The following is a 26,456-nucleotide window of genomic DNA, read 5'->3' on the forward strand; positions in this document are numbered from 1 at the left end:
GTGACTAAAAACAGGAAAAAATAATATTATGGCAAAAAAAATACCCGAAATACCGGCAGCATCTTTGGCTGATATTGCTTTTATGTTGTTGATCTTTTTCCTGGTAACTACCACGATGGATGTTGACAGCGGATTAGAACGTCGTCTTCCTCCGATGCCCCCAGAGGATCAGGAAGAAGATGATACACCTCCAATTAAAGAACGTAATGTTTTTGTGGTTTTGGTAAATGCCAAAAACCAATTACTAGTTGAAGGTGAAATAACCGATATTGATGAACTACGTGATAAAGCCAAGGAATTTATGGCTAACCCTTACAATGACGAGGATCTGCCAGAAAAGAAGATCGAAACTGTAGACTTTTTTGGGCAGGTAGAAATTACGAAAGGGGTTATTTCGTTGAGGAATGACGTGGGAACTCAATATGGGACATACATCGCTGTACAAAACGAGTTGGTAGGTGCCATTAACGAGCTAAGAGAAGAGCTTGCAAAACAAAAGTTTGGCAAGCCTTATGAAAAACTTGATAGTGATCAACAAGGTGCGATAAAAGATATTTATCCATCTCGGATCTCAGAAGCAGAACCTAAAAAAGTGGGAGGAAATTAGTATGTCAAAATTTAGAAAGAATGATACTAAAGAATTACCACCGATTTCTACGGCTTCATTGCCCGACATCGTATTCATGTTGTTGTTCTTCTTCATGGTTAGTACAACCATGCGTGAAGTAACTATGAAGGTACAAGTAACAGTCCCTTCAGCAACAGAGTTATCGAAGCTAGAAAAGAAATCGTTGGTGAGTTACATTTATGTAGGAACTCCCTTTAAGCAATACCAAAATGTATTCGGTTCTGAACCTCGTATCCAGTTGAATGATCAGTTTGCAAAAGTATCAGATATTCCTGATTACATTACAGCTGAACGTGAAGCTCGAGATGAAGCTGAGGTGCCTTTTATGATTACTTCGCTTAAAGTAGATGAATATACTAAGATGGGTATCGTTACAGATATTAAACAAGAACTGCGTAAAGCAGCTGCTTTGCACATCAACTATTCATCACGGAAAAAGGCCGAAAGATAATTTGAATTATCAGATATACCTGAAGGGAGAACTGTTTAGTTCTCCCTTTTTTCATCATAATAAAAATAGAAGTTATGGCGACATTAAAATTTGAAGAGGTTCCTTACGAGCTTGTAAGGGAAGGGTTAAATAGAAAAATTATCCACACAGATAATTTAATGACAGTTTTAATTGACTTTACAGATGGTCCATGGGCAGAGCCTGAGCCAAAACATAGTCATCCGCATGAACAAACATCGTATATCGCAGATGGTAAAATCATCTTTTTCTGCGATGGTGAAGAGCCGAAGGAACTTGTAGCAGGCGATATGTTTGCAGTGCCTTCTGGTGTACGCCATACCATTCAATTGCTGTCAGAAACAGCCCGTTTGGTTGATAGCTTTAATCCGATTCGGGAGGATTTCCTGAAATAAAAAAAGGGAGCTGCTAGCTCCCTTCATATTTTATAATCGTATTACTCTTTAGTTCTTTTTTGCTTTTAAATTTAGCATTAGATTCAATTCATCTAACTGATCTTTAGCAATTGGAGACGGTGAATCAATCATAACATCGCGTCCGGCATTGTTTTTAGGGAATGCGATAACATCACGAATTGAGTCTAGTCCGGCAAACAGAGAAACCAAGCGATCAAATCCGAAAGCAATACCGGCATGTGGCGGTGCTCCATATTTGAATGCATTCATTAAGAATCCAAATTGAGCGTCAGCTTCCTCTTTCGTAAACCCAAGTAAGCTGAACATCTTGGCTTGCAGTTCTGAGTTGAAAATACGAACAGAACCACCTCCAATTTCAACCCCATTAATAACCAAGTCATAGGCATTGGCGCGAACTTTTCTGGGCTCGGTATCTAGTAAGTTAATATCCTCAGGCTTAGGTGCGGTAAATGGGTGGTGCATCGCATAATGGCGTTTTGTTTCCTCATCCCATTCCAATAGCGGGAAATCAACAACCCAAAGTGGTTTAAACGTATTTTTATCCATTAACCCGAGCTGTTTCCCCATTTCTAAGCGAAGAGCTCCAAGAGCATCCAGCATGTCCGATTTAGGTCCTGAAAGTACCAAAATCAAATCACCGGCTTTTGCTCCGGTGGCATCTGCCCATTTTTGTAAATCTTCTTGAGAATAAAATTTATCAACCGACGATTTGAAAGAACCATCTTCGTTGCACTTTACGTAAACCAATCCTTTTGCTCCAACTTGAGGACGTTTTACCCAATTAGTCAATGCATCCAGTTGTTTGCGAGTGTATTCAGCACAACCCTCTGTACAAATGGCACCAATGAATTCAGCTTCGTCGAACACGTTGAAATCGCTGCCTTTTACGACTTCTGTTAAGTCGCTAATCAGCATCTCGAAACGAGTGTCTGGTTTGTCTGATCCATACTTTGCAATCGCTTCAGAATAGGGCATGCGAGGAAATTCCTGAATTTCTAGATGTTTAATTTCCTTGAACATGTATTTGGTCAATCCTTCAAAAGTATTTAATACATCTTCCTGCTCTACGAAAGCCATTTCGCAGTCGATCTGCGTAAACTCAGGCTGACGGTCGGCACGAAGGTCTTCATCGCGGAAACACTTTACGATTTGATAATAACGGTCAAATCCGCCAACCATCAATAATTGTTTGAATTGCTGTGGCGATTGTGGCAATGCGTAAAACTCACCTTCATTCATACGGCTAGGCACAACAAAATCGCGAGCACCTTCCGGAGTCGATTTAATTAAAACAGGAGTTTCAGTTTCAATAAAATCCAGTTCATTCAAATAGGAACGAACAGCATGAGCCATTTTCGATCGTAAAATCAAGTTTTCACGCACCGGATTTCTACGTAAATCCAGGTAGCGATACTTCATGCGGATATCGTCACCACCGTCACTTTCATCTTCAATTGTAAATGGAGGAACTGCTGATGGGCTTAATACTTTCAAGCTTTTAACATCAATTTCAATTTCTCCTGTTGGAATGTTGTTGTTTTTGCTGCTTCGTTCACGAACAATGCCAGTGGTTTGAATGACGAATTCGCGGCCAAGCTTTTTGAGTTGATTTGTAATATCGTCCGAAGAGGTTTCGTCAAATACTAATTGTGTGATCCCATATCGATCGCGAAGATCTACAAATGTCATTCCACCCAATCCACGTTTGCGTTGTACCCAGCCGGCAAGAGTTACTTCATTTCCTTGGTTTTCCAGTCGTAATTCACCACATGTATGTGTTCTGTACATATCTTTGTTCGTTTTTGTTTGACTGCAAAAATAAGGAGATTTTAGCAATTAAAATTGTAGGTTTGTGATTAATTCTGAATGGATTTAAAAGATGGAGCCTTTTGACGATATATACTTTATGAAGAAAGCCTTTCAGGAAGCTCAGCTTGCTTACGATGAAGGTGAAATTCCTGTTGGTGCGGTGGTGGTTGCTCAAAATCGGGTTATTGCTCGTGCACATAACTTGACCGAAACGTTGACAGATGTGACTGCACATGCCGAAATGCAGGCAATTACTGCTGCGGCAAATCTTTTGGGTGGAAAATACCTGAATGAATGTACACTTTATGTGACCCTTGAGCCTTGTGTGATGTGCGCTGGAGCTCTCGGATGGGCTCAATTGGGGAAGCTTGTTTTTGGGGCCTCTGATGAGAAAAGAGGCTTTTCAAAATTCGCTTCCAAAGCACTTCATCCAAAAACCGAGTTAGTAGGTGGAGTGATGGCTGAAGATTGTGGAGATTTGATGACTGCCTTTTTTCAGGATAAGAGATAAAAAAAAGAGCTTCCAACTGTAGTTGAAAGCTCTCTGTATTTTTTTTGATTTCTGGAATTAGCTTCCAAAGTCGTCAAACATTACATTTTCATCAGGAACTCCTAAATCATAAAGCATTTTCTGAACGGCGTCGTTCATCATTGGAGGGCCACACAAATAGTAATCAATTTCTTCCGGTTCATCGTGTTTGCCAAGGTACATATCGTGAATTACTTGGTGGATAAACCCTTTTGGTCCATCCCAGTTGTCTTCTGGCTGTGGGTCGGATAAAGCCAGGTGGAATGAGAAATTCGGGTATTTTTCTTCAATGTCACGGAATTGATCGTAGTAAAAAACTTCTCTCCAGGAACGGGCACCATACCAAAAAGTAATTTTCTTATCTGATTCTTTCAGGGTATGAAACAGGTGAAACAAGTGCGAACGCATGGGAGCCATACCTGCACCACCACCAATAAACATCATTTCGTTATCATTATCCTTTAAAAAGAACTCTCCATAAGGGCCTGAAATTGTTACCTTATCACCTGGTTTACGTGAGAAGATGTAAGAAGAACAAATACCGGGATTTAGTTTTTGGAAACCTCCATTAACACGGTCGAAAGGAGGAGTTGCAATACGAATATTTAGCATTACAATATTTCCTTCGGCAGGGTGGTTAGCCATAGAGTAGGCACGGAATGTTGGTTCCGGGTTTTTCATTTTCAGGTCGAATAGATTGAATTGTTCCCACTCAGGTCTAAATTTGTCATCAACTTCAATGTCTTTAAAGTCAACTTCAATTTTAGGGACATCAATTTGAATATAACCTCCCGATTTGAAATCTAAGTTTTCACCTTCAGGTAATTTTACCACAAACTCTTTAATATAGGTCGCCACGTTGTCGTTGGAAACCACTTCGCATTCCCATTTTTTGATTCCCATAATTTCCTGAGGAATCTTCAATTCCATGTCTTCTTTTACTTTTACCTGGCAAGCTAAACGCCAATTGTCGTTTTGCTCTTTACGGGTGAAGTAACCGGTTTCGGTTGGAAGAATTGAACCTCCACCATCGACTACCTGGCAACGACACATGGCGCAAGTTCCACCACCACCACATGCTGATGGAAGGAAGATCTTGTTATTTCCCAAAGTGGTTAGCAGGGTGTCGCCAGGATTGGTTTCAATTACTGTATCGCCTTTATTTATATCAACTTTAACAACACCCGATGGGGTTAACTTTTGTTTGACAAACAGTAAGATTGAAACCAGTAGGATCACCATCAATAGAAAGACGGCGATACTGGTAATAACCACTGTAGCTTGAGCTGCTAAAAATATCATTGTTCTTAGTTTTTATCTTATTATAGTTTTATTCCCATGAATCCCATGAATGCTAATCCCATTAAACCCGTAACAATAAAGGTTATACCAAGACCTTTTAAAGGGCCGGGAACATGAGAGTATTCAATTTTTTCACGAATGGCAGCGATACCAACAATAGCAAGGAACCAACCAACGCCGGAACCTAAACCATAAACTGAAGCTTCGCCAATATTTAGAAAGGCTTTTTGCTGCATGAACAAAGATCCCCCAAGAATTGCACAGTTAACAGCAATCAGCGGTAAGAAAATACCTAACTGCGTATAAAGTACCGGGGCAAATTTTTCAACAACCATTTCAACCAACTGTACCATGGATGCAATAACTGCGATAAACATGATAAAGCTTAAGAAACTCAGGTCAACATTGCCAAAAGTTGGGCTTAACCAAGTTAAGGCTCCTTCTTTTAATACATAGTTTTCCAATAGGTAATCAACAGGAACGGTTATACCCAAAACAAAGATAACAGCTAGTCCAAGTCCGGTAGCTGTTTTTACTGATTTGGATACCGCCAGATAAGAACACATGCCTAAGAAGTAGGCAAAAACCATGTTCTCAATAAAGATGGATTTGATAAATATATTAATCAGGTTTTCCATAATTTCAATTCTTTTGCGGGTTAGTCTTCAATCAGTTTTCGGTTTCGGCTGCGTTGAACCCAAATAATTGCTCCTACAGTTATTAAGGCCATAGGAGGCAGGATCATCATACCATTATTGGCGTAAAAACCACCGTTTTCGATGTACCAGCTCTCTGGGATAATACGAAATCCCCAAAGTGTGCCACTACCAAATAACTCGCGGAAGAAACCAACAATAACTAAAATTGCACCGTAGCCGGCAGCATTCCCAATCCCATCGAGGAATGACGGCCAGGGTTTGTTTCCTAAGGCAAAGGCTTCCAGTCGTCCCATGATGATACAGTTCGTAATAATCAAGCCCACGAAAACTGACAGTTGCTTGCTTACATCGTAAACAAATGCTTTCAGTACCTGGTCAACCAGAATTACTAAGGCTGCAATTACCACCAGCTGAACAATAATTCGAATCCGGTTTGGAATTGTATTTCGTAACAGCGATATAATAACATTTGCGAATGCCAATACTGCCATTACTGATAAAGACATAACAACCGAAGGTTTTAATTGGGCGGTTACAGCTAAAGCTGAACAAATACCCAGAACCTGCACGGTAATCGGGTTACTGCTATCAAGCGGATCGCTAAGCAGTTTTAAATTTTTCTTTGAAAATAAAGGTTCTTTATCGCTCATTTTCTTCTATTTTTTCTGGTTGAAAAAAGCATTATAGAGACTCAAATCATCAGAAATCATGTTCTGTAATCCTTTTGATGTGATTGTGCCTCCCGAAATTGCATCGACTTTATGGATTTCCGGAGCTGTTTCATTTGACTTAGCAACGGTGATTGAGACTAACTCGCCATTGTCGTAAATCTCTTTTCCTTTAAACTGGCTTTGAAAAACCTGCGTAGAAATTTCGGCTCCAAGTCCGGGAGTTTCTCCCTGGTGGTCAAACGAAGCACCATAAATAGTAGACATATCGGAGTTCAACGCCAGGTACCCCCAGATTGGACCCCAAAGACCAGTTCCACGAAGTGGAACAATGTATTTGATGTCGCCATCAATCTGGCATTCGAAAACCGGTAGTTGTTGTTGGTCAGATGCTTTTGCACGTTCTTTTTTCAAGTCAACGGTAAAAGCATTACCTTCCAATTTCTCACCTTTCGAATTGACAATGTAACTATTGACAATTTTTTCAGCGTAGATTTCTTCTGCATTTGTCGCATCAGCTGCTATATTGACGGAGGAGAGAATGTTTTGCTTTTTCTCAATCTCAATATTTTTATCCTGAAATGGTTTTAAATTGATGGCAGCCAATGAAAGTATGGCAGCAACCAAAATCACCATTCCCGATGCGTATATAAATGTGTAAACATTACTGTTCCTATCCATTTCTTTATTCTTTTAGGGATTAAGCGCTCTGTTGAACACGTTTTAAACGACGTTTGATATTGCCCTGAATGATGTAATGGTCGATCAGTGGAGCAAATGTATTCATCAGTAAGATGGCCAACATCATTCCTTCCGGATAAGCAGGGTTTACTACGCGAATTAAAATGGCTAACACACCAATTAAAAATCCGTAGATCCATTTCCCTTTATCCGTTTGTGCTCCTGATACCGGATCAGTTGCCATAAATACAGCACCAAATGCAAATCCTCCAATGATTAAGTGTTCCCAGAAAGGCATTTCCATATAAGCATTTACTGCAAAAATATTCAACAGAATACCCATAAACAGTCCACCTAAAACAGTCGAGAGCATAATTTTCCAGTTTCCAATACCGGTGATGATAAGAATTGCAGCACCAATAAGAATGGCTAATGTTGAAGTTTCGCCAATCGAGCCGGGTATCAAACCTACAAAGGCATCCCAAACATTAAGGTTTGTTTCTCCTAAAACAGCTTGAGCCATCGGCGTCGCACCGGTAAAGCCATCTGCCATTTTTTCAATCCCACTGGCTGAAATCCACACGGAATCACCAGACATTTGTGCCGGATAAGCAAAGAATAAGAATGCCCGGGCAACGAGTGCCGGGTTCCAAATATTCATTCCCGTTCCTCCAAATACTTCTTTTCCAAATACAACAGCAAAGGCTGTGGCCACACCAATCATCCAAAGTGGTGTATTGATTGGCATTACCATCGGAATTAAAATACCGGAAACCAAAAATCCTTCGTTCACCTCATGACCTCGGAATTGGGCGAAAATAAATTCAATACCCAATCCAACAATGTATGAAACAAGAATAACAGGCAGTACTTTTAGGAATCCAAAAAGAAACAGATCGAAAAATGCAGCCGTTTCCAATTGGCCTAAAGCACCAAAGTGTTGGTACCCGATGTTGTACATTCCCATAAGTAATGCAGGGACAAGAGCAAAAACCACGATTCCCATGGTTCTTTTCAAATCAATAAAATCATGGACATGAGTTCCTGATTTGGATGTATCTTTCTGGACGAAGGCCAATGTGAAGAAAGCATCGTGTGTCGAATGTAGCCAATGGTATTTGGCTCCTTTCTGTACATATGGTTTCGTTTTCTCAAAAAAGTTCTTTAACGCTTTCATTGAATTATCTATTTTGTTTTGAGAACAACATCATTTATCCTAACTCTTTAATCATTGAGTTGATTCCTTCACGTAAAATATTCTGTACTTTGATTTTGGATGTACAGGCATATTCACATAAAGCCAAATCTTCCTCAATTACTTCATAAATTCCGAGTTGTTCCATTTTGTCGATATCGTTAACCAAAATGGCTTTTAGCAAATGAACTGGCAGTATGTCCATCGGAAGGAATTTTTCGTATTGTCCCGAAAGAACAAATGCGCGTTCACCACCATGCATGTTGGCACTCAGCGCATACTCTTTTTTTGGAAGGAGCTTGGAGAAAAAGGCCTTGCTGGCTGAAAATTTATCAAAGCCAGGAGCAGCCCAGCCCATAAATTCATACTCATCACCTTCAGGGATAATTGTGATTTGTTGATCGAAATAACCCAAAAAATTATCTGAATCAACTTTTTCTCCTGTCAGTACATTTCCACTGATAATTCTTTCTTTGACTTCTCCTTTTGTTTTTCCTTTTAAAAGGTCGGTCAATTCAGTTCCGTGGATGGTTTTTATGTATTTGGGAGTTTTCACTTCCGAGCCAGTCAAAGCAATCGTTTTACTGAAATCAACCTGCCCTGTAGCAAATAAACGACCAATATAAACAAGCGCCTGTGGACTTAGTGTCCAAATAAGATCGTCTTTGCCAATTGGGCAAACTTTACTGATTTGGATACCTACATTTCCTGCCGGATGTGGACCGCTGAATGTATTGGTTTCAACGTTTTTCAGTTTCGAGAATACACCGGAAGACTGTTCCGGTGATAATCCCAAAAATACTTTTCCATCCGTTAGTTTGCTTACTGCATCAATTCCGGTTTGAAGTGCTGCTTGCTCTTTGGAGAACAAGAAATCGGAATCAGGTGCCAGTGGCGATGAATCGAAAGCTGAAATAGCAATGTGGGTTGGTACATCACCGGGCTTTGCTAAAACACCATAAGGACGTTGCTTAATAAATGGCCAGATGCCACTCTTTAGGATTTGTTCCCGAATTTGTTCACGCGACAAGGTTGATGGATCAGCCTTTGTGAATTTGAGATATTCACTAGTGCCGTCAGGCTCAACCACAATCTCTAAAACCTTTCTACGCTCGCCTCGGTTGACAGACTTTACTGTACCACTTACGGGAGATGTAAATATAATTTCTGGATTGTACTTGTCGAAAAAGAGGGCATCACCAGCTTTAACCTTTGCTTCAGCTTTCACTTTCAGCTTAGGCGTTAAGCCTGGAAAATCAGTTGGCTTTAGGGCTACTGTTTTCGGTGCGGGAGCATCCTCCAGAACCACCTCGGCAGTTCCTTTCAACCGGATATTGAATCCGCGTTTCAATTTAAAATGCTTTGACATTGTAATCCCTTGTTGTAGTTATTATTTAGGGTGGCAAAAGTACATATTTAAAAAACTTTTCACAATCTTTGTTTTACAAACTTATAATGATTGAAATATTTATATACGTTTAAACGTTCGAACCCAAAGACGTTTAAACGGTAATTGTAAGTTCTGACTTGAAAATGTAGAACTTAGGTGAAAAAAGATCAAACAAATGCGGATTATCATTTACATAATTGTCATAAATTGCTGCGTTATTTTTACATTAAATTCTCAGGCACAAAATGAGAGCGAGTACCATTATCAAAATGCAGTTTTCAAAGAAGAAATTAGAACGGTAAAGGCTTTTCGGGAGGGGTATGAGCTTAGTGATCCAATCTATGAATCGGGAAGTGATGTTAATCTGATTTTTAAGTTTGATGATTTATCAAACGAAACAAAAAACTACTACTATACGATCTTGCATTGCGATGCTGATTGGAATGAATCATACATCCTTCAGAATGAATATTTAGATGGATTCTTTGATAATCCGGTGACCGATTATGCCCCCAGCTTTAATACGACAATGACATATATCAATTACCTGATCCGGGTGCCAAACGATGATGTGCGCATTACCAAGTCGGGTAATTATGTATTAGTTGTATACGAAGATCAGGATAAAGATAAATTAGTGCTTACCCGCAGGTTTCAGGTTCTTGAACCCAAGGTTAGTGTTGCGGGAATTGTGAAACGGGCTACGTTCGATCCGTTTAAAGGAGATAACCAGGAAGTTGACTTTACAATTTATCACGAAAATTTGCCGATTCTCAATCCAAGAGAAGAGGTGAAAGTGGTGATCATGAAAAATGGAAGGTGGGATACCGCAATTCGCGATTTGAAACCACTTTTTATTAAGGAGCATGAGTTGGATTATAATTACGATAAGGAAAACGTTTTTCCCGGGGGCAATGAATATCGGTATTTTGATATCCGTACGCGAAAGTATACCGGGGAGAATGTCGCATCAATCAATTTTTTCAGACCATATTATCATGCGACATTGATGGCAGATGAGCTTCGGGCAAATAAGAAATATTTTCCGTACAAAGAAATGAATGGAAAGTACGTTGTTGAAAGTCAGGATCGGGTAGATGATTATGACACCGAGTGCGATTATTTTTTCGTACATTTTACTTTGCCATTGGAAGCACAACTGGTTGGAGGGTCGGTGAATGTATTTGGAGCATTGACCAGTTGGAATGCCAATAAAAGTAATGAGATGACCTGGAATTATGAAACCGCCAGCTATGAATTGACACTGTTGTTGAAGCAAGGGTATTACAACTACCAGTATGTTTATGTTCCCGAGGGTAGTAAAAAGGCCGATGCAACGGTTCTTGAAGGGTCGCATTACGAAACCGAAAATGAGTATCAGATTTTCGTATATTATAAAGGCATATCCGGCAGGTATGATCAGTTGGTAGGCTACAAACAACTAAAAGCCGATTTTTAACGAACGACCTGAAGGGTTCCTTCTCCGTTTTTAAAAGGTATACTGAAATAGAATCTGGAGCCTTTCTCGATTTCTGAATTAACTTCAATTGGTCCGCCCAGCAAGCTGGCGTAATGTTGCGCAATAGCCAGACCCAATCCCGTTCCTTCGTATTTCCGGGTTGTCTTATTGTCTAGCTGATGAAAGCGTTCGAAGATACGGATGATTTGGGCCTCATCAATTCCGATACCGGTGTCTCTCACGAAAAATTGGAGCCGTTCTTTACCATCCATTTGATAGCCAAACTCAATCTCTCCTTCGTTGGTGAACTTCACGGCATTATCGAGCAGTTTTTTTAGTATTTCGGTTAGCAACTGTTTGTCCGTTACAACACCAAACTTTGGATTGGCATTTTGGTTGTTTAGTTTCAATCGGATAGGTTTTGAAGTCAAATCAAAACTATACTCACGGTAAAGGTCAACCATCAAGTCATTAACTTTACAAAAGCCTTCTTTTACATACACCTGTTTGCTTTCAATCTTCGAAAGGCTGATCATGTCATTGATCATTTCCATAAGTAATTTACCATTGGAGACGATAATGTCGATGAATTTATTTTTTTCTTCCAGGTCGAAATCCGAAGAGCCAATCATTTTTGAAAATCCAATAATCGCATTCATCGGAGTTCTGATTTCATGAGAAATATTGGCTAAAAAGGCTGATTTCAACTGGTCAGCTTCTTCTGCTTTATGTTTGGCTTCTTCCAGGCGAATTTCAGCTATTTTTCGTTTGGTAATATCGCGGGCGATCGAAATTACTGAGTTGTCATCTAAACGGGCAATGCGCATTTCAAACATCGCTGTTCCTTTTTTAACATCTAACGCATATTCAATTGTCTCAATGGTATCCCGGCTAATGGCATCCTGAATACATTGAAAGATTTTTCGCGACATCTTTTCAGAAAAACCAACCTCGAAAATAGAATTTCCAATAATATCATCGGCATTAATCTGAATCAACTCCGATTCTTTAATGACAAAGTCCATGTAGATACCATCTTTATCGATAATGAAGAAGATGTCGGGAATTGCTTCCAGCAAAACCTTGTAGCGTCTGCGACTGTCCCCCAATTCTTTAATGGTTTCGTTGTGAGAGGTTGTGTCATAAAAAATACTGGCGATCTGATCTGATCCGGGATTTAGGACATAAACATCGAACCACTTGTCGAGGTGCTCTACAAAAACCTCCGTCCGTTGTTTTGTTTTGCTCTGTAAGTAGTGGTTGTTCCAGTCGAATGAGTTGCGAAAAACTTTTGGGAAAATAACATCTGCATCGGTGTTGTGAATTTCCCGTGGATTAATCTTAAACATTCGTTGAAATGCCGGGTTCGTTTTTATCACCTTCAACCCAATAGGAGTGTTCATTTCATCTTTAATGATGCGCATTAATAAAACCCCTTGCTGAAACGATTTTACCGTATTATTAATTTGGTAATCGGTTGTCTCAACCTGATTTCGTAATTCTTTAAGGACAAGTTCGTAATTCGTGGAAATAAGAAAAGTTACCGTAAAAGCAATTGTAATGATTAGCAGAGGGTTTAGTATTAGCTCATCGGTTGGCCAATAAATGCCTGTTGCATCCCCAAAACGATCTGCCTTGTATAAATGAAAGCAAACTGTAATAATGCTCACCGCATAGTTAATAAGTAGTTTTTGCCCAGTCTTATTACTTAAAAGAAGAATGAATAAAAATCCGGGAATGAGCGACCATACGGTGTAAGGAAGAGCATTCTTTATTGGAAGAATTGAATACTGCGATGAGATAAAAAAGAAATAAACGACAAACGGTATAAGAAATGCGGTATTTACAGCGCATTGAGGACGTGCATTACGTAAACAATACAGGCCAACAATCGTGATAGCCATTATTGAAACATCCCCGGGAATACATTCATTCAGGTTATAACCTGAAATGGAAATGGTAAAGTCGGTTAATGAATATAGTAATCCCAGAAACAAGACAATGTGAAGCCCGATAATTTTTCGTTTATCCTCACTTGTTGACAATAAATAGGGTTTCGTAATGAAGTGATATATTGCTTTAAGCATGAAAAAATGTGCCGTTTAAAATCGGACTAAATATAGCAATTTTTAGGTGGGAATAAATTTTATCCAACATATTGTTTGTTCTAATTTTCAAAACTGATTTTTATTAGCAATTAATTGTTGTCCTTTCGATAGTTTTGCAATAGCACTGATATAGAAATCACTACTAAATAAATTGGTTATGGCAAAAGGTTTTTTTAACGTTCCGGTTGTAAAGAATGAACCGGTAAAAAGTTTCGCTCCCGGATCTCCCGAAAGAGTCTCGCTAAAAGCTAAGCTTGAGGAGTTGAAAAGTGTGGAAGTTGAGCTACCCATGATTATTGGAGGAAAGGAAGTTACAACTAACAGACGAATGAGAATTTCGCCACCACATGATTTTAAACATACCTTGGGTTATTACTATCAAGGCGATGCGTCGCATGTTCAAATGGCTATTGAGTCGGCTCTTGAAGCACGCGAAAAGTGGGCTGCCTTGAGTTGGCAGCATCGGGCTTCAATATTCTTGAAAGCTGCTGATTTGCTGGCTGGACCATACCGTGATAAAATTAACGCTGCAACCATGCTTGGTCAGTCGAAAAATGCCTACCAATCTGAAATTGATGCCGCGTGCGAACTGGCGGATTTTTTCAGGTTTGGTGTAAAGTGCATGACTGATATTTATAAAATGCAACCGGAATCAGCGCCGGGAATCTGGAACTACAGTGAGTTCCGTCCATTGGAAGGTTTTGTATTTGCATTGACTCCGTTTAATTTTACCTCAATTGCCGGAAACCTTCCTGCTGCGCCTGCAATGATGGGGAACGTCGCTGTGTGGAAGCCTTCAAAAACAGCTGTTTATTCGGCTGCTGTAATCATGGAAATTTTCAAGGAAGCTGGATTGCCTGACGGGGTAATTAACATTGTTTACGCTTCCGGACCTGTTGCTGCTGAAACCGTTTTTGCTCATCCTGATTTTGCAGGTATCCACTTTACAGGATCAACGGGCGTATTTCAAAGCATTTGGAAAACAATAGGTGAAAATATTTATAAGTATAAATCGTATCCTCGTATTGTGGGCGAAACCGGGGGTAAGGATTTCATTTTTGCTGATAATACGGTAGATCGTCAGGCATTGGCAGTTGCGATGGTGCGCGGTGCTTTCGAATATCAGGGGCAAAAGTGTTCGGCGGCTTCGCGCTGTTATGTGCCTGCAAGTATTTGGGATGACGTTAAAGAACGTGTAGGAAAGGCTTTGTCGACGATAAAAATGGGTTCTCCCGAAGATTTCACCAATTTTGTAAATGCGGTAATCGATGAAAGCTCATTTGATAAGCTTTCGGCGTATATCGATCGTGCTAAAGAGGACGAAGATGCCGAAGTTATTTTTGGTGGAAATCATGATAAGTCGGTGGGGTACTTTATTGAACCAACCGTAATTTTAGCTAAAAAGCCGGATTATACGACCATGGTTGAAGAATTGTTTGGCCCGGTGTTGACGGTTTATGTTTACGAAGATGAAAAAATGGACGAAACGCTTGCCATTTTGGATAATACTTCAATTTATGCTTTAACCGGAGCTGTTATGTCGCAAGATCGTTACAATATTGAAAAGATAACCAAGCGTTTGGAAAATGCTGCCGGAAACTTTTACATTAACGATAAACCAACGGGTGCAGTCGTGGGCCAGCAGCCATTTGGAGGCGCAAGAGGTTCCGGCACCGATGATAAAGCTGGTTCTGTCTTTAATTTCTTGAGATGGGTGTCTATTCGCACCATCAAAGAAAATTTTGTGCCACCTCATGATTATATGTATCCGAGCTTTTTGCCAGATAATAAATAACAACAAATCAATATTTCTCGGAAGAGGGGATGAATTTTTTCATCTCCTTTTTTTTTTGATTGAATATACCTTACTTTTGTTATTGTAAATTTACAAGCGCATGAATAAAATGATTACGATCATTTGGTCTAAACTTCGAACAAAATATGGTATCGTATTGGCCATATTTGTCTTGTGGGTTGGTTTTTTTGATGAACATAGCTTGTTGCAACATTTTCAGAATAAACGAAAACTAGCCCGGTACACCGAGCAGGAAGCTTATTTGAAAAATAAAATAGTTTCCGATAAACGCAAGATTCACGAGCTTCAAACCAACCAAACAAATCTCGAAAAATTCGCCCGGGAAGAATTTCTGATGAAAAAAGAAAACGAAGATGTCTATGTCGTGGTTGAGGAGGACTAGTTCATTTCGTTTTTCTTTACCGTACCTCTTTTTTCTTGATAATTGACGGTAAGAAATCATCATGCAAAACACCTATTTAGAATAAATTTCAATAAGGTATTTGATTAATGCTTGTTTTTTTCATAAATTGACTAAGAATTTAATCGATTATGAACTTGAATATCAATTTGTTTAAAATAGAAACGAATCATGTTGCACCTTCTAAAGGTCGGATGTTGATTGCTGAGCCCTTTCTGCCAGGCAGTTATTTTAATCGTTCGATTGTTCTATTGGTTGCTCATAGTGAAAAGGGTGCTGTTGGTTTTATTCTGAATAAAAAAATAGAATATCCTGTAAACGAAATTCTTGGAGATTTTCCTGATTTTGAATCAGATGTATGCATTGGTGGGCCGGTAAGTACCGACACTTTATACTTCCTGCATTCATTAGGTTCGCTAATTCCCGGTAGTGTGCACGTAAAAGATAATCTATACTGGGGTGGCGATTTTGATGAGGTGAAGAAGCTGATCAGTGAGGGGTTGATTCTTCCAACTCAAATACGTTTCTTTTTAGGGTATTCCGGTTGGGATGATGGTCAATTAGAAGATGAGATCAATGAAAATTCCTGGTTAGTTTCCGAAATTAACGACGACTTTGTCATGATGGATCGACAAACCAAAAGTATGTGGGTGCATGCTGTCCGCGATATTGGTGGTAAATACTCGCTATGGGAGCATTTTCCGGAAAATCCTTCTTTAAACTAGCACTAGCCGGTTGAATTCCTGTTGAATAACTTTTACCTTTTTATTGAAATATCGTTTTTGTTTGAACGCTTTGACCCACTCTATTCCGCTCAGTGAATTTGCAACAAAAACTTCATCTGCCTTTAAAAGATTTTCTTCTCTTAAATTTCCTGTAGCTGTCAATTCCATTCCTGAAATTTTTAATGTTTTAGCTATTGCCGATTGAACAGGATCAATGTAAGCTCCGCATGTTGGGGATGGAGTTAAAACCTGATTGCCACTGACAACGTAGAGGTTTTTCCCGGGAGTCTCCAAGATCGCATGCTTGCTGTTAAGCAACAATAGCTCGTCATAGTTGGTTTTTAGTTTTTCAGCTTCTGCAATCTTCCAAATAGGCATGGATCCAAAATCGAGCGACGATAAGAATGAAAAGTCTTTAGGAGCTTTTTCGAAGATGTTTACACTAAGACCAACAGTGTTGAGAGCAAAACTTGTTGACTCAATGGGATTTGCTTGAATAACATAGCTTATCGTCTCGTTTTCAAGTGCAAGATAAAGCTTGATGTGACTGCTTTTGAAAAATTTGTTTTTTGTAAGGGTTCGTTCGATTTGTCTTTTTAGCTCTTTGCCTCTATTTTGAAGAAAGGGAGCCGGATTTATACCTAGTAAGCGGAGTTTTAATTCAATTAATTGAAGGTGTTCGTTCCAAAATGGCAGCTGGTTTCTCACCGAACGGATCTGCTCGCAAAACAAAACATTCTCCAAAAAGTCGAACGGAAATACCTTTTCGTTAGCTTGTTCAAATTGACCGTTGTTCAACAAGAAATTAGTTCTCATGGGCTGAGTAATTCTTGTATAAAAGAATTCATATTTTGGTTTGGTGTAATTTTAATTCCTTTAATACCGGCCGATTGAGTAGCTTGCATGTCAGTATCCTGATCGCCAATAAACAGGGCGTTTTTAGGTTCAATTTCGTATTTAGCCATTAACTTTTCAATCATCAGAGATGATGGTTTTCGGCAAATGCAAGCTTCAATCGTATGATGATGCGGACAATAATAAATGTCCTTGAAAGAAATATCATACTTCTCAAATTCATCTTTTAAATACTGATGTACCTGGCTAACTTCCTTGTGTCCGTATTGTTTTTTTGCGATTCCTCCCTGGTTAGTGACAATGAAAAATGAAAAACCCTGAGATTTGAGCAGTTTTAAATTCTCAAAAACACCATCAACAAATTCAATATCCTTTACACGGTAAATGTAATAGTGTTTTGAATTGTCGATCAACACTCCGTCACGATCAAAGAAAATAGCTTTCATAAATTAAATCAACATAAAAAGCTTGTCCATAAAGCGTTCAAGTAGTCGGCCGTTTAATAAGATTGGAAAAACAAAGCCAAAAACGGCTCCTAGAAAGTGCGCATCATGGGCAACATTATCACTTTCTTTTCGACCCATATAATAAGAATATGCAAGGTAGAGTCCGGCAAATACAATTCCGGGAACAGGCACAATTCCGAAAAAATAAACTTTATCCCATGGTTCAAAGAATATGGCTGCAAATAAAACAGCGGATACCGCACCTGATGCACCAACTGCGTTGTAGTAGTAATTGTTTCGGTGTTTGTACAACGCATACGCATTTGAGATGATCATTCCCCCGAAATATAAAATGAGGAAATAAACACTGGCCATTTTTTCAAAACCGTATGTAAAATAGTTTTCAACAGCGCGACCAAACGAAAACAGGACGATCATATTTACAATGAGATGCTCCCAGTTAGCATGCACAAAACCATGCGAAACCAAGCGATAATACTCATTTTTGTGCACGACTTTGCTAGCATTAAACTGGAGCTTGTCCATCATGTCAGGACGGTTAAAAGCTAAAATGGAAACAACGGCAGTAATTGCAACGATTAATAATGTCATAGGTGAATTGCTAATGTAGTATTTTATAAATCATTTCTTTTTGAAGATCTCCGGCCGAAGTGGAAACGTTACCAAATCCTTTTGATTTCATATCATATTCACGAAGGATTTCCATAATGGCAACTAATTTTTTAGGGGTGTAAACCTTAGCTGCTGCCGTATAGGAACGCACAAAGTAAGGGTTAACCTGCAAGGCAGATGCAATGGCATTAGGTGACTTATCGGTTAAAAAATGGTAAGTCAGTATTTTCATGAAATAGTAATACAAGCTTGAAATCGTCCGTGGAATAGGACTGGTTGCCGGATTTGCGGCAAAGTAGTTAATGATTTGATTGGTTTTTAAAATGTTTTTTTCACCCAACGCATTTTGCAGCTCAAAAATATTGTAATCTTTACTGATGCCAATATTCTTTTCAATATGGTCGGGTGTTATTTGGGTTCCCTTCGGAAGGCTAATAATCAGCTTGTCGAGTTCGTTGGAGACTTTGCTTAGATTGGTACCCAGGTATTCAGCAAGCATTGCAGAAGCCTGTGGGGCAATGGAGTATTCATGAGCTGACAAGTAACTATTTATCCAGCTTGGTAACTGATTGTCGTATATTTTTTTTGATTCGAAAAGAACCGATGTTTTCCCCAATTGCTTAGCAAAGCTTTTCCGTTTATCAATAGTTTTGTATTTATAATTGATAACCAGAATCGTAGATTTTAACGGAGCTTTGATGTATGTGTCCAGATCTTCAATCTTTTTAATATTCTGGGCTTCTTTTACAATAACTACCTGGTGATTAGCCATCATTGGAAAACGTCTGGCGTGGGTTATGATAGTGTCCACGTCAGTATCTTTTCCATATAAAGTATGCTGGTTGAACCCTTTTTCAGCTTCAGTGAGCACGTTTTTACTGATGTAGTCTGTTATCTGGTCAATGAAATAACTTTCTTCACCCATTAAAAAATAAACAGGATGATAAATTTTCTTTTTAAGATTGGCTAAAATATCTTCGTAATTCATGTTCCAACTGACAGTTTAAAATCGTAAGTGTTTTACTGATCGGCCATTGTTTTTGATCTCCATAAGAGCTTCAATTCCTACCTTTACATGGTTTTGCACATAGTCTGAAGTAACCTTCTTGTCGCTGGCTACGGTCTTAATCCCGGTGGAAATCATGGGTTGATCAGACACCAATAATAAGGCTCCGGTTGGGATTTGATTGGCAAAACCGACTGTAAAGATAGTAGCAGTTTCCATATCAATAGCCATTGCTCTGGTTTTGTACAGATATTTTTTAAACCGGGCATCGTACTCCCAAACCCGTTTGTTGGTTGTGTAAACAACTCCGGTCCAGTAATTAATTCGGTTTTCGCGAATGGCTGTAGAAACAGCTCGCTGCATGCTAAAAGCCGGCAGCGCCGGTATCTCAGGTGGTAAATAATCATCCGAAGTACCATCGCTTCGAATTGCAGCAATAGGCAAAATTAAATCGCCCAGTTTGTTTTTTCGTTTCAGACCTCCACATTTCCCTAGGAATAAAACGCCTTTGGGTTTGATAGCACTCAGCAAATCCATTATCGTGGCGGCATTGGGGCTTCCCATTCCAAAATTGATAATGGTGATATCACCGTTTGATGCATTGGGCATATTTTGATTGATCCCCAGAATTGGCACATTAAATTTTTCAGCAAAAAGTTCAACATAGAGTTGAAAATTGGTTAGCAAGATATATCCGGCAAAATCTTTCAAACCCCGCCCGGTATAGCGTGGTAACCAATTGTCTACAATTTCCTTTTTTGTTTTCATGCAATCTTGATTTTAGTGCAAGAATTGTTTCTACAACAACTAAAAAAATGACTTGTTTTATTCAATCAAAAATAAAAGTCCATTTTATCTCTGCAGAATTTTTAGCAATTTTGAACGAAATTCAATCCCCAAAGATTTCGCTCGGATTGTATGTTTTACAAAAATACAACTTTGTAGCTTCTAACTATGTTTGCTGAACTAAATTTACCAACATATTCTTTTCGTTTTCAAGACCAGGATGGTAAAAAGCTCATTTTTGATGAATTACGAAAAAAAATGATTGTGCTGACTCCTGAAGAATGGGTGCGTCAAAATTTTATCAGGTATTTAGTTGATGTAAAAGGTTTTCCTCCCTCGTTAATGGCAATCGAAACCGGATTAAAACTAAACCGAAATCAATTTCGAGCTGATTTGTTGGTATACAATCGCCAGGGAAAGCCACTGCTGATTGTTGAATTTAAGGCTCCATCGGTGAAAATTTCCCAGCAAACATTTGACCAGATTACTCGATACAATATGACTTTTCAGGTTCCGTATTTAATTGTTTCCAACGGCTTAAGCCACTATTGCTGTTCTGTTGACATTGAAAAGAAATCCTATTCTTTTTTGAAAGAGATTCCTGATTTTCAGCAGTTATAAAATCAATTGGTACAAATTCTCATCCAGTCGGCCGTCTGAAGTTTTTATCCAGTCTCTTTTAGTGCCGACAAGCTGAAACCCGACTTTTTTAAACAGATGAATGCTCGCTTGGTTGTCTACGGTAATATTAGCGTACAGCTGATGCAGTCCTATTACATCGCGGGCGTAGGATGCCATTAGTCGAAGAGCGTCAGAGGCGAGTCCTTTGCCTTGGTCTTTTTTATTGTAAATCAAGATTCCGATACCGGCTCGCTGATGATAAGGATCAAAGTCAAAGAGATCAATAGCGCCAACTGCATTTTGTGCAATATCTTCAATAATGAGTCGAAGCTGCTTGGTTTCGAAAATATCCTTGTGAGATTCTTCAATATATTGTTTCAAAATATATTTTGAAAAGGGAACCAGTGTGTTGCTCACTTGCCAAATTTCCGGATCATTTTCCCATTGGTAAATCAATTCCAGATCCTCCGGCTCCAAAGGTCGAAAGCGAATATTTCCGTGTGCAAGCTTGTTTAATGTCATCGTCCAAGGTTTTTCCAGGCATGCCAAATAATATCTACATCTTGCAAGATGCTGTAATTTTTGGCGTATACCATATCAATTTCTAATTTTTTCTCTTCGTTAATTTCATGTTCAAATTTGTCAGCTGGCGAAACTACTCCGTTCTTTATTTTAGGAAGACGAGATTTCGTCTCTTCATTACCGGAGAACCCGACCCAGGTTTTTGTACCAAATAGAATGGTCAAAATATTTTTCAGGAAACCCGGTTTTTTCTTGACTGACCAGCACGTAACCGGAAAAGTAACCAGTAAAATAAAACTGAGCAGAAGGTCGAGAAGTCTCTTGTTTCGTTGGTTGTTTTCTTTCGTAATTGCATTTAGATGAACCACGTAGAGCTCGCCAGCTGTGTCGATTGAATTGCTTCCAATGATTGATAAACTTTTGGGTGGAGCGATTTTGTATTCGATATTTAGCTGGCTGAGCTTAAGCATGATGTTGATGATTTCTCTGGATGGAAGATCATTGGCACTGAAAATAAGCTCTTCTATTTTATGAATACTGATCACTTCGTTTAGTTGACTGAGATTTCCCAGAAATTCCTTTTCTGCATGAGTTCCTGTTGGTTGAACCAATCCAATAACGTTGATTTTCATATTCGACTGATCGATTAATTGATTGATTCTGGAGGCCTCTTCTTCGCTGGCAATCAATATGACGCGTTTTCTTCGGTTCCGATCAAATTGAACTCGTTTCGACTTGCTATGGCTCAGAATATATCGGTAGCTCAAAAGACTGACAAAAGCCCAGGCTGAACCTAGCAGTATCAATGCCCGCGAAAAGCGTAAGCTTTCGTCGACCAGCGAATGAAAAACTAAAATGGCAATGCTCCCCCAAAACAAACCTTTAAAAATATTGAGGATCTTGATCGGTTTTTGGTAGCCTCCCGACATCCAAATGCTTACGATCCAGATCAGGATATAAATCGGAACGATTGTATTCATAAACCGGGCAGGATAATAACCCGGTTCAAATTTGAAGCTTTCCCAATAGGGGAGAAGCCATAAAAAACCGCCGTAAATGGCCAGTGCGTCAACAATTGGGAGGAAGATGCTTTTAGCAAATCGGGTTACAATGGCTAAAAAAGCTCGGAAATAAATCGCCAGGTTGATTAAAACAGAGAATAAATCAGCTCGTCCCTTCGAAAAATGTTTCCGGGCAAAAATGACCATCGCCTGATAAAAAATCTTGACATAATTGATACTGCCTTTTTTTGTGCTTTCTCCTTTGTAATGAATGATGGTGGTATCGGCAAAATAGTAATTTTTGTAGCCACCTTGGGTAATACGATACGACAAGTCAATATCTTCGCCGTACATAAAGTAATCTTCATCGAGCAGGCCAACCTGATCCAATGTTGTTTTTCGCAGGAACATGTAGGCGCCGGCTAAAACTTCTACTTCATGGGTTTGCTCTTTATCCAGATGACCCATGTGGTAGCGGGCAAATCGCTTCGATTTACTGAAAAGACGCGATAGCCCAAAAATCTTATAAAATGCAACAAGAGGCGTTGGAAGTCCTCGTTTCGATTCAGGAAGAAAACGGCCCTTTCCGTCGATCATCTTTACGCCCAGGCCACCGGCTTCCTGGTGCTCATCCATAAATTGAATACACTTGATAAAGCTGTCTTCTTCAACAATTGTATCGGGATTGAGCAACAAGACATATTCTCCTGTCGACAAATGGATGGCTTGGTTGTTGGCCTTTGAAAAGCCTTTGTTATCGTGATTTTCAACGAGTTTAACTTCAGTGAATTTTTCGCGAACCATTTGGCACGAACCGTCAACGGAATTGTTGTCCACAACAAAAATCTCAGCATCTATATTTTTGGATGCTTTTAGAGCAGCATGCAGACACTGTTCTAAAAAGTATTTTACATTGTAATTGACAATTACGACTGAGAGCTTCATTGTTGTTTAATGCTGCTTGGCTTTTTTGAAATGGTTACTGCGATAAGGTACTTTCAAAGTCAAGACGGTTTTTAATGGATCTGCCTAGTGTTATTTCATCAGCGTATTCCAATTCATCTCCAATCGATACGCCACGCGCTAATGTTGATATCTTAACGTTCAGATCTTTCAATTTCTTATAAATATAAAAATTCGTTGTGTCTCCCTCCATGGTTGTACTCAATGCCAGAACGACTTCCTTTACTTCTCCACTTTTTACTCGCTCAATTAATGAGTTGATTTCCAAGTCAGATGGGCCAACTCCGTCCATTGGAGAAATAATTCCTCCAAGTACGTGATAGAGTCCTGAGAATTGCTGCGTATTTTCGATGGCCATCACATCTTTAATGTTTTCCACAATGCATACGTCCTCAGGATTCCGATTGGGATTGCTACATATATTGCATGTCTCGGAGTCGGAAATATTGTAGCATACTTTGCAGTGTTTAATCTCAGTTCGTAATTGAATTAAACTATTCCCAAACAATTCAACCTCCGATTTTTCCTGCTTCAACAAATGCAGAACTAATCGCAATGACGTTTTACGACCAATACCCGGAAGCTTGGCAAATTCGTTGACAGCATTTTCTAATAAGCGGGAAGGAAACTTTTCCGTAATCATACCTGGCAATTATTGTGGCATCAAATTTAATAAGAGCTGTTTAATTATAGCCAAAATGCGAAGGTTATTTCAGATAACTCGCCAAAGTGTCCAACAACTCTTTCATTTTTATGGGTTTGCTTAAAACGTCATTGCAGCCGGAATCCAGGCACTTTTGTTTTTCTTCGGCCATTGCATAGGCTGTTTGGGCAATAATTGGTATTTCTTTATCGGTCTCCCGAATCGTTTGAGTGGCTTGATAACCATCTATTTCGGGCATCTGAATATCCATCAGGATTAAATCGACTCTGTTTTTACCATAGAGGTTTAGCGCGTCAATACCATCTTTTGCCCAAAGCACTTTTGCATTGGTATCTCTTAAAATTTCAGCCAGGTATTCATAATTGTAGTCAACGTCTTCAGCAATCAAAATTGTAAATCCAGTAAAGTCATAATCCTGTTTTTGTTCCTTTGGTTTCGGTTTTGCGGGGGCACTGATCTTGTCGTAAGGAATCGTGAAATAGAAAATAGAGCCTTTGCCCTCTGTGGATTTCACGTTCATCGAGCCTCCCATTAGCTTTACGAGTCCGTTTGAAATGGCCAACCCCAGCCCAGCCCCACCTTTGCGTTCTTTTAAGCTGTGTGCATGGTGAAGTGTACGGTCGAAAATTGTGTTTTTCTGTTCTTTCGGGATTCCTTTCCCGGTGTCTTCTACATAGAACTGGATCTTTTTATTGGTCATCAATTGATAACCAATTTCAATATGCCCACTTTCGGTGTATTTCAGTGCATTGTCAAAAAGGTTAAATAAAATTTGCTTTAGCCGTTGGGTGTCAGTGAAAATATAATCGTGGTGTTTCAGATTCGGTTTTCGGAAGCGAATTTCCAAATTAGGTTTTTCTCTGGCTTCCTGCATTTCACTGAATCTTGCGGACAATTCACTAAACGTGTTTTGTATGGAGCAAGCATCTTTTTTTATTTTCAACTCATTTGCTTCAATTTTTGAGATGTCAATGATGTCATCAATGAGTACCAGCAAATATCGGCTACTTTTTTCAATAATATCAGCGTAACGATGTTGTTGTTCTACCGATAAATCGCCTGTTTGTAATAGCTCGGAAAATCCAATAATGCCATTGATCGGTGTTCTTATTTCATGACTCATGCTAGCCATAAAATTATGCCGGGACTGGTTCTCGATGCGAGTTCGTTTTCGTGACTTTTTCAGTTCTTCTTCCAGTCGCTTGAATGATGTAATTTCTTCGGAGATTTTGATGTAATTAGTAATAATGCCGTGCTCATCTTTTAGGCTCGAGATAGAGGCCAGCTCCCAATATGTTCTTCCGTTCTTGTTTCGGTTTTTAAATTCTCCTGTCCATTCATTACCTGTTGTAATTGTATCCCAAAGTTCCTCATAGAATTTTTTAGAATGAAAGCCGGATTTTTGAATGTTAGTCTTTTTTCCAATCAACTCGTCTTTCTGGAATCCGGTAATTTTACAATATGCCGGATTGAAAAGCTCAATATATCCATCTAAATCGGTAATTACGATTGCAACAGGACTTTGCATGATGGCCTGATTGAGTTTTCGGAGGTTACCCTCATGCTTTTTTTCTGTCGTGATATCGCGATTCGTGCCTAAAATACGTACAGCTTCTCCTTGATTGTCGCGAATAGCTGCTGCACGGGTTTTAATCCAACGATAAACACCATCCCGGTGTTTTAACCTAAATTCGGATTCAAAAATTAGCGAGCTGCTTTTAAGGAAATTGGTAAACGACCGCTCTACCCGGTTATAATCGTCCGGGTGAAGTTTGTTCATCCAGGTCTGAAATTTATCGTCCAGTTCGTCAGGATAATAGCCTAGTTGTGCTTTCCATTTTCTTGATATTTGTAAATCTTCGCTGTTAACCTCCCAATCCCAAACACCTAACTCGGATGCATCCACAACCAACTGTTTCCATTCTTGTTTCTTCTGAATTTGAGCTTCAGCATCTTTTTGTTTCGTAATATCCCTGATCAGGCCATTGACTGCGACAAAGTCTCCTGTTGCGTCTTTTTCAGGCGATAAACTAATGCTAATCCATAATGGCTTGTTTGTGTTTTTTAGCCGGAATTCGTTGAAGTAAGGAGTGCCGTTTTTAATTATCAGGTCAAGGATTTGGTCAATGTCGTGGGTCAACTCTCCTAAATAATCTGTTTCGCTTATGGCCTGTCCAATAATATTATCGGGATTGGTATTAAGCATAGAGAACAGATTGCCTGAATGATAAAGGTGTTTTTTTGAAGTGTCGAAACGTATAAATGCGTCATTTGCAAGATTTTTGTCAAATCCATTTAATAGCTCATTGGATAATGAAGCTTGTGATGAATGCATTTTTGAAAGGTCACTTTCACTCTGTTTTTTATCTGAATGTGTCATGGGATTCGGTTTCAATCAAATTAAAATTAGCAAATAATTGTCAAACTATACGTAATCCGTCAATAGTAAAGCAGATTTTTTTTTGAACTGTATACAGTGTTTCGTTAATATTAAAGTTGTAACTCGCAGCAAGCGCATTTTGTTCAGTATAACATTAAATTAGATAAATTATGATATGTTTATAATTTATCTCTTTGTAAGGTGAGGGTGGAGTCGCTTGTTTCTCTGTTCAATTTTTGTTTTTGGGCAAAGCCCTTGTTGAAGCTGGAATTGAGGAGCTGCGAGAATCAGGATATTTGCAAATATCAAGAAAATGGAAAGCACA

At 39.1% G+C, this 26,456-nt stretch carries 26 protein-coding genes; 9 read left to right on the forward strand and 17 right to left on the reverse strand.

Annotation, left to right across the window (positions count from 1 at the left end):
* Positions 1–28: 28 nt before the first annotated feature.
* The 3 genes from ACTB00_RS12365 to ACTB00_RS12375 all read left to right on the forward strand — a co-directional run bounded on the left by ACTB00_RS12365 (position 29) and on the right by ACTB00_RS12375 (position 1,492).
* Positions 29–607, forward strand: coding sequence for an ExbD/TolR family protein (locus ACTB00_RS12365; RefSeq protein WP_159519287.1), 579 nt, complete (start codon positions 29–31; stop codon positions 605–607).
* A 1-nt stretch (position 608) separates the two neighbouring features.
* Positions 609–1,079, forward strand: coding sequence for an ExbD/TolR family protein (locus ACTB00_RS12370; protein ID WP_463300229.1), 471 nt, complete (start codon positions 609–611; stop codon positions 1,077–1,079).
* Positions 1,080–1,153: 74 nt separating this feature from the next.
* A complete protein-coding gene (locus ACTB00_RS12375) occupies positions 1,154–1,492 on the forward strand; it encodes a cupin domain-containing protein (RefSeq protein WP_463300230.1) in 339 nt (112 codons plus the stop codon).
* 48 nt (positions 1,493–1,540) lie between these two features.
* On the opposite strand, the gene aspS is transcribed toward ACTB00_RS12375, so the two are convergent.
* Positions 1,541–3,301 (reverse strand): aspartate--tRNA ligase, encoded by a 1,761-nt coding sequence (gene aspS, locus ACTB00_RS12380; protein ID WP_463300231.1) that lies wholly within the window; start codon positions 3,299–3,301, stop codon positions 1,541–1,543.
* Between the two features lie 91 nt (positions 3,302–3,392).
* On the opposite strand from aspS, the gene ACTB00_RS12385 reads away from it, so the two are divergent.
* Positions 3,393–3,833: a nucleoside deaminase gene (locus tag ACTB00_RS12385; protein ID WP_463300232.1), complete on the forward strand. Its 441-nt coding sequence runs from the start codon at positions 3,393–3,395 to the stop codon at positions 3,831–3,833.
* Between the two features lie 57 nt (positions 3,834–3,890).
* On the opposite strand, the gene nqrF is transcribed toward ACTB00_RS12385, so the two are convergent.
* Genes nqrF through ACTB00_RS12415 form a run of 6 tightly spaced genes read right to left on the reverse strand, consistent with a single transcriptional unit; the run spans position 3,891 to position 9,725 of the window.
* On the reverse strand, positions 3,891–5,153 hold the full coding sequence (nqrF, locus tag ACTB00_RS12390; RefSeq protein WP_463300233.1) for an NADH:ubiquinone reductase (Na(+)-transporting) subunit F: 1,263 nt from the start codon (positions 5,151–5,153) through the stop codon (positions 3,891–3,893).
* A gap of 20 nt (positions 5,154–5,173) precedes the next feature.
* Positions 5,174–5,791 carry an NADH:ubiquinone reductase (Na(+)-transporting) subunit E gene (nqrE, locus tag ACTB00_RS12395; RefSeq protein WP_159519277.1) on the reverse strand — a complete coding sequence of 206 codons (618 nt, stop codon included), beginning with the start codon at positions 5,789–5,791 and terminating at the stop codon, positions 5,174–5,176.
* A 20-nt stretch (positions 5,792–5,811) separates the two neighbouring features.
* Positions 5,812–6,462 carry an NADH:ubiquinone reductase (Na(+)-transporting) subunit D gene (locus tag ACTB00_RS12400; RefSeq protein WP_159519275.1) on the reverse strand — a complete coding sequence of 217 codons (651 nt, stop codon included), beginning with the start codon at positions 6,460–6,462 and terminating at the stop codon, positions 5,812–5,814.
* A gap of 6 nt (positions 6,463–6,468) precedes the next feature.
* The gene (nqrC, locus tag ACTB00_RS12405) at positions 6,469–7,161 is read right to left on the reverse strand and encodes an NADH:ubiquinone reductase (Na(+)-transporting) subunit C (protein ID WP_463300234.1); all 693 of its coding nucleotides are present in this window, start codon (positions 7,159–7,161) and stop codon (positions 6,469–6,471) included.
* A gap of 19 nt (positions 7,162–7,180) precedes the next feature.
* Positions 7,181–8,338 (reverse strand): NADH:ubiquinone reductase (Na(+)-transporting) subunit B, encoded by a 1,158-nt coding sequence (locus ACTB00_RS12410; protein ID WP_463300235.1) that lies wholly within the window; start codon positions 8,336–8,338, stop codon positions 7,181–7,183.
* Positions 8,339–8,372: 34 nt separating this feature from the next.
* On the reverse strand, positions 8,373–9,725 hold the full coding sequence (locus tag ACTB00_RS12415) for a Na(+)-translocating NADH-quinone reductase subunit A (protein ID WP_463300236.1): 1,353 nt from the start codon (positions 9,723–9,725) through the stop codon (positions 8,373–8,375).
* A gap of 196 nt (positions 9,726–9,921) precedes the next feature.
* On the opposite strand from ACTB00_RS12415, the gene ACTB00_RS12420 reads away from it, so the two are divergent.
* Positions 9,922–11,205: a type IX secretion system plug protein gene (locus ACTB00_RS12420; protein ID WP_463300237.1), complete on the forward strand. Its 1,284-nt coding sequence runs from the start codon at positions 9,922–9,924 to the stop codon at positions 11,203–11,205.
* On the opposite strand, the gene ACTB00_RS12425 is transcribed toward ACTB00_RS12420, so the two are convergent.
* Positions 11,202–13,292 (reverse strand): PAS domain-containing sensor histidine kinase, encoded by a 2,091-nt coding sequence (locus tag ACTB00_RS12425; RefSeq protein ID WP_463300238.1) that lies wholly within the window; start codon positions 13,290–13,292, stop codon positions 11,202–11,204. The genes ACTB00_RS12420 and ACTB00_RS12425 overlap by 4 nt on opposite strands.
* Positions 13,293–13,470: 178 nt before the next feature.
* Here ACTB00_RS12425 and pruA point away from each other — a divergent pair, with 178 nt between their 5' ends.
* The 3 genes from pruA to ACTB00_RS12440 all read left to right on the forward strand — a co-directional run bounded on the left by pruA (position 13,471) and on the right by ACTB00_RS12440 (position 16,254).
* Positions 13,471–15,108, forward strand: coding sequence for an L-glutamate gamma-semialdehyde dehydrogenase (pruA, locus tag ACTB00_RS12430; protein ID WP_463300239.1), 1,638 nt, complete (start codon positions 13,471–13,473; stop codon positions 15,106–15,108).
* A gap of 100 nt (positions 15,109–15,208) precedes the next feature.
* Positions 15,209–15,511, forward strand: coding sequence for an FtsB family cell division protein (locus ACTB00_RS12435; protein WP_463300240.1), 303 nt, complete (start codon positions 15,209–15,211; stop codon positions 15,509–15,511).
* Between the two features lie 149 nt (positions 15,512–15,660).
* Positions 15,661–16,254: a YqgE/AlgH family protein gene (locus tag ACTB00_RS12440; protein WP_463300241.1), complete on the forward strand. Its 594-nt coding sequence runs from the start codon at positions 15,661–15,663 to the stop codon at positions 16,252–16,254.
* On the opposite strand, the gene ACTB00_RS12445 is transcribed toward ACTB00_RS12440, so the two are convergent.
* From ACTB00_RS12445 to ACTB00_RS12465, 5 genes are read right to left on the reverse strand one after another with little or no spacing between them, the layout of a single operon-like run.
* Positions 16,246–17,070: an aminotransferase class IV gene (locus ACTB00_RS12445; RefSeq protein ID WP_463300242.1), complete on the reverse strand. Its 825-nt coding sequence runs from the start codon at positions 17,068–17,070 to the stop codon at positions 16,246–16,248. The two genes, ACTB00_RS12440 and ACTB00_RS12445, sit on opposite strands and share 9 nt — an antisense overlap.
* On the reverse strand, positions 17,067–17,555 hold the full coding sequence (locus tag ACTB00_RS12450) for a D-glycero-alpha-D-manno-heptose-1,7-bisphosphate 7-phosphatase (protein WP_463300243.1): 489 nt from the start codon (positions 17,553–17,555) through the stop codon (positions 17,067–17,069). The genes ACTB00_RS12445 and ACTB00_RS12450 overlap by 4 nt, the downstream gene beginning before the upstream one ends.
* 3 nt (positions 17,556–17,558) lie before the next feature.
* Positions 17,559–18,167, reverse strand: coding sequence for a rhomboid family intramembrane serine protease (locus ACTB00_RS12455; protein WP_463300244.1), 609 nt, complete (start codon positions 18,165–18,167; stop codon positions 17,559–17,561).
* A gap of 10 nt (positions 18,168–18,177) precedes the next feature.
* Positions 18,178–19,176 (reverse strand): DNA polymerase III subunit delta, encoded by a 999-nt coding sequence (gene holA / locus ACTB00_RS12460; RefSeq protein ID WP_463300245.1) that lies wholly within the window; start codon positions 19,174–19,176, stop codon positions 18,178–18,180.
* A gap of 15 nt (positions 19,177–19,191) precedes the next feature.
* Positions 19,192–19,962 (reverse strand): AMP nucleosidase, encoded by a 771-nt coding sequence (locus ACTB00_RS12465; protein ID WP_463300246.1) that lies wholly within the window; start codon positions 19,960–19,962, stop codon positions 19,192–19,194.
* Between the two features lie 186 nt (positions 19,963–20,148).
* Between ACTB00_RS12465 and ACTB00_RS12470 the strand changes: the two genes are divergently transcribed.
* A complete protein-coding gene (locus ACTB00_RS12470) occupies positions 20,149–20,601 on the forward strand; it encodes a type I restriction enzyme HsdR N-terminal domain-containing protein (RefSeq protein WP_463300247.1) in 453 nt (150 codons plus the stop codon).
* Here ACTB00_RS12470 and ACTB00_RS12475 read toward each other — a convergent pair.
* From ACTB00_RS12475 to ACTB00_RS12490, 4 genes are all read right to left on the reverse strand, one after another.
* Positions 20,596–21,123: a GNAT family N-acetyltransferase gene (locus ACTB00_RS12475; RefSeq protein WP_463300248.1), complete on the reverse strand. Its 528-nt coding sequence runs from the start codon at positions 21,121–21,123 to the stop codon at positions 20,596–20,598. The genes ACTB00_RS12470 and ACTB00_RS12475 overlap by 6 nt on opposite strands.
* On the reverse strand, positions 21,120–23,069 hold the full coding sequence (locus tag ACTB00_RS12480; protein ID WP_463300249.1) for a glycosyltransferase: 1,950 nt from the start codon (positions 23,067–23,069) through the stop codon (positions 21,120–21,122). Before ACTB00_RS12480 ends, ACTB00_RS12475 begins: the two co-directional genes overlap by 4 nt.
* 34 nt (positions 23,070–23,103) lie before the next feature.
* Positions 23,104–23,730, reverse strand: a complete 627-nt coding sequence (gene recR / locus ACTB00_RS12485; protein WP_463300250.1) for a recombination mediator RecR — start codon at positions 23,728–23,730, stop codon at positions 23,104–23,106.
* A 64-nt stretch (positions 23,731–23,794) separates the two neighbouring features.
* Positions 23,795–26,131: a PAS domain S-box protein gene (locus tag ACTB00_RS12490; RefSeq protein ID WP_463300251.1), complete on the reverse strand. Its 2,337-nt coding sequence runs from the start codon at positions 26,129–26,131 to the stop codon at positions 23,795–23,797.
* Positions 26,132–26,456 lie beyond the last annotated feature (325 nt).

Source organism: Sunxiuqinia sp. (assembly GCF_055140945.1).